The organism is Pseudonocardia sp. KRD291 (assembly GCF_019263595.1).
Lineage (GTDB): Bacteria > Actinomycetota > Actinomycetes > Mycobacteriales > Pseudonocardiaceae > Pseudonocardia.
On record NZ_JADQDD010000420.1, the window covers coordinates 1 to 3,807 of the forward strand.

A 3,807-nucleotide genomic window follows, 5' to 3' on the forward strand; every position below is an offset into this window, starting at 1 on the left:
GGGTACGGCGCAGCGCGGTGAGGTGCCCGCCCACCCCGAGCGCCGCGCCCAGGTCGCGGGCCAGCGCCCGGACGTAGGTGCCCGACGTGCAGTCCACGACGACGTCGAGGTCGGTGACGCCGTCGCCGCGGCGCAGGCCGGTGAGTCCGAACGCCGACACCGTCACCGGACGGGCCGCGAGCACCACGTCCTCACCGTCGCGCACGCGTTGGTAGGCGCGCTTGCCGTCGATCTTGATGGCGCTGACCGAGCTGGGCACCTGCTCGATGTCACCGGTGAGCGCGGCCATCCCGGCGCGGACCGCGTCCTCGTCCACATCGGAGGCGTCGACGTCGGTGACGGTCTCGCCCTGGGCGTCGTCGGTGCTCGTGACGCGCCCGAGCCGGATCGTGGCGGTGTAGGCCTTGGTGTCGAGCGAGAGGTGCCCGAGCAGCTTCGTGGCCCGCTCGATGCCGACCACCAGCACGCCGGTGGCCATCGGGTCCAGCGTCCCGGCGTGGCCGACCTTGCGGGTGCCCATGATGCGGCGCAGCATCCCGACGACGTCGTGCGAGGTCGGGCCCGACCCCTTGTCGACGATCACGAGTCCGGGCGGCGGTGGGGTACGGGACGCGGGCACGGGCGCCGATCCTGCCAGCCCGCCCAAGGAGTCAGCGGGCCAGGCGGTAGCCGACGCCGCGGACGGTGGCGACGACCTCGCGGGCGCCGAGCTTGGAGCGCAACGACGCGACGTGCGCCTCCAGGGTGCGTGCGGTGGAGGCGTCGGCGGTGCCCCAGACCTGTTCGAGGAGCTCGGCCCGTTCGATCACCGCGCCCTCCCGGCGGGCCAGGGCAGCGAGCAGGTCGAACTCCTTGCGGGTCAGCGCGACGGTCGCGCCGCCCGCGGTGACCACGCGCCGGTCCAGGTCCACCTCGACGTCCCCGACGGCCACGACCGCGGCCACCGCGGACCCGGTGCTGCGCCGCAGGACGGCCTCGATCCGGGCCAGCAGCTCCTCGGTGGAGACCGGCTTGACCAGGTAGTCGTCGGCGCCGCTGCGCAGGCCCTGCACCCGCGCGGCGACGTCGCCGCGGCCGGTGATGGCCAGGATCGGCACCCGGGAACGCTCCCGGATCTCGCGGCAGACGCCGAGCCCGTCGCGGTCGGGAAGGCCCATGTCCAGCAGCACGACGTCCGGCTCGTCGGCCAGCGCGGTCAGTGCCTCGGCGCCGCTGCCGACCCGGCGCGCGGTGTAGCCGGCCGCGGCCAGGGTGCGCCGCAGCGCGTCCCCGAGCACGTCGTCGTCCTCGACCAGCAGCACCCGCACGGGTACACCGTAGTGACCCGTGCGACTCCCCCGTTCCTCAAGAGTCCCTCAATTCCGGTCGACCCGCCGTTGACCACCCGGCACCCGGGCCTCCTTACTGTGCGCACAGACACGTCGAGGAGGACGGACATGGCCGAGGCCGCCAGCACCGCCGCTGACACGGGAAGCACAGCCCCGCCGCGGAAGAAGAAGAAGTTCTACAGCCAGCTCTGGTTCTGGGTGCTCATCGGCATCGTCGCGGGCATCGGGGTGGGCCTGGCCGCGCCGGACTTCGCCAAGGAGCTCAAGTGGCTGGCCGACGCGTTCGTGCAGATGATCAAGGTGATCATCGGCCCGGTCATCTTCTGCACCGTGATCGTCGGCATCGCCTCGCTGGGCAACCTGGCCCGCGCCGGCGGCCTCGCGCTGCGGGCGCTGGGCTACTTCCTGGTGATGACCGTGGTCGCGCTGGCGCTCGGCCTGCTCGCGGGCAACCTGTTCACCCCCGGCCTCGGTTTCGAGGGCCAGCCCGACCCGAGCCAGATCGCGGACGCCCAGGAGAGCCTCGGCACCGCGAGCGGTGAGTCCGGCGTGGTCGGGTTCATCCAGGACAGCCTGCTGCCCTCGAGCTTCCTCGGCCCGTTCGTGGACAACTCGGTCCTGCAGGTGCTGGTGCTGGCGATCCTCAGCGCCTGCGCGATCAGCGGCCTGAACACGACCATGCGCACCCGCATCGTGAGCAGCATCGAGTCCATCGCCCAGGTCATCTTCGGCATCATCAAGCTGATCATGTGGGCGGCCCCGGTCGCCGCGTTCGGCGGCATGGCCTACACCGTCGGCGCGTTCGGGGTCGAGTCGCTGCGCAACCTCGGCCTGCTGATGGCCGTGTTCTGGGGCACCTGCCTGGTGTTCATCCTGGGCGTGCTCGGCCTGGTGTCCTGGCTCTCCGGGTTCAACATCCTCAAGGTGATCCGGCTGGTCAAGGACGAGCTGCTGATCATCGTCGGCACCTCGTCGTCGGAGTCGGTGCTGCCGCGTCTGCTCACCAAGCTGCAGGCGGCCGGGGCGTCCAAGCAGACCGTCGGGATGGTCATCCCGACCGGGTACTCGTTCAACCTCGACGGCACCTGCATCTACCTGACCCTGGGTGCGCTGTTCATCATCCAGGCCGGCGGCGAGAACCTGCCGATCGGCGCGCAGATCGGCCTGGCCGTGCTGATGGTGCTGACGTCCAAGGGCGCGGCCGGCGTCACCGGCGCCGGGCTGGTCACCCTGGCCGCGTCGCTGCAGGCCTTCGGCGGGGAGTTCTTCACCCCGGAGGCGATCGTCGTCGGGCTCGCGCTGATCGTCGGCATCGACCGCGTGATGAGCGAGGGCCGGGCGCTGACCAACATGATCGGCAACGTCGTCGCCACCTTCGTCGTCGCCCGCTGGAACGGCGAGCTCGACCGCGAGCGGCTGCGCGCCGTGCTGAACGACCCGAGGCTCGTCGAGTCGGCGATGGACGCCGAGCACGGCGGCGCCCCGGTCGAGGAGGCCACGGAGGAGGAGAAGAAGTCCGACCGCGCCGCGGAGCCGGTCGGCAGCTCCGCCTGAGGATCGCCCACCACCGGACACACGACGGCCGGGTCGCCCACCGCGGGCCCGGCCGTCGTCGTCTCCGGCTTCGCTACGAACGCCACCTCCGTCGCGTTCGCCGGAACGAACGCCACGATCGTCGCGTCGGGGCGGGCACGGGAGCGCGATGACAGGCCCGCAGAACATCCGGTGGGCCCGCCTGCAGTGGGACAGTGTCGCGGTGGCACGGGTAGGGCGGGTTCCCCAGCGGCGGTCCCGGCTGGTGCGCCGGTTGCTGGCGCTGCAGCTGGTCACCGTGCTGCTCACGGTCGGCGGGCTGGCCGCGCTCGGGGTCTGGGGCGCGCAGCGGATCGAGTTCGACTCCGCGGGGCGCCTCACCGGGGCCACCGCGGCGGCGCTGGCCGGGGACCCGGACGTCGTCGACGCGCTGGCCGGCGGCGGTGACGTCGCCACGCTCTCGGCGCGGATGCAGCCGCTGGCCGAGCGGGTGCGGGCCGCCTCCGGGACGGGTTTCATCGTGGTCATGAACCCGGCCGGGCGTCGCTACAGCCACGCCGAACCCGACCGGATCGGCGACATCTACCAGGGCACGCTGGGCCCCGCGCTGGCCGGGCAGCCGCTGACCGAGATCTACACCGGGACGCTGGGACCCTCGGTCCGCACGGTGGTGCCGGTGTTCTCCGGCGGGCGCGTCGTCGGGGCGGTGTCGGTCGGGGTGCTGCAGACCCGGGTCAGCGACCTCGCGTTGCGGTACCTGCCCGAGATCGTCGGTGCGGCCGCCGTCGCGCTCGTGCTCGGCGCCGGGCTGGCCTGGGCGGTCGCGCGGCGGCTGCGCCGCCAGACGCTCGGCCTCGAACCCGACGAGATCACCGCCGCCTACACCCACCACGACGCCGTGCTGCACGCCGTCGGCGAGGGCCTGCTCGTCGTCGACTCCGACGGG

Annotated in this window: 3 protein-coding genes and 1 pseudogene; 2 read left to right on the forward strand and 2 right to left on the reverse strand. The window is 72.8% G+C overall.

Annotated features, from left to right (window positions below):
* A partial coding sequence (gene truB, locus I4I78_RS31040; protein ID WP_374225955.1) for a tRNA pseudouridine(55) synthase TruB occupies positions 1–637 on the reverse strand: 637 nt, incomplete at its 3' end.
* Between the two features lie 13 nt (positions 638–650).
* Entirely contained in the window at positions 651–1,307 is a 657-nt protein-coding gene (locus I4I78_RS31045) for a response regulator transcription factor (RefSeq protein WP_218615073.1), read from the reverse strand.
* Positions 1,308–1,436: 129 nt separating this feature from the next.
* On the opposite strand from I4I78_RS31045, the gene I4I78_RS31050 reads away from it, so the two are divergent.
* On the forward strand, positions 1,437–2,882 hold the full coding sequence (locus tag I4I78_RS31050; protein ID WP_218615074.1) for a cation:dicarboxylate symporter family transporter: 1,446 nt from the start codon (positions 1,437–1,439) through the stop codon (positions 2,880–2,882).
* 148 nt (positions 2,883–3,030) lie between these two features.
* A pseudogene (locus tag I4I78_RS31055) lies at positions 3,031–3,807 on the forward strand (hypothetical protein); the annotation flags it as partial.

What these genes read in the sequence shown, in the direction of transcription:
- I4I78_RS31050 (WP_218615074.1), top strand. Translation starts at nt 1,437, where the DNA reads ATGGCCGAGGCCGCCAGCACCGCCGCTGACACGGGAAGCACAGCCCCG.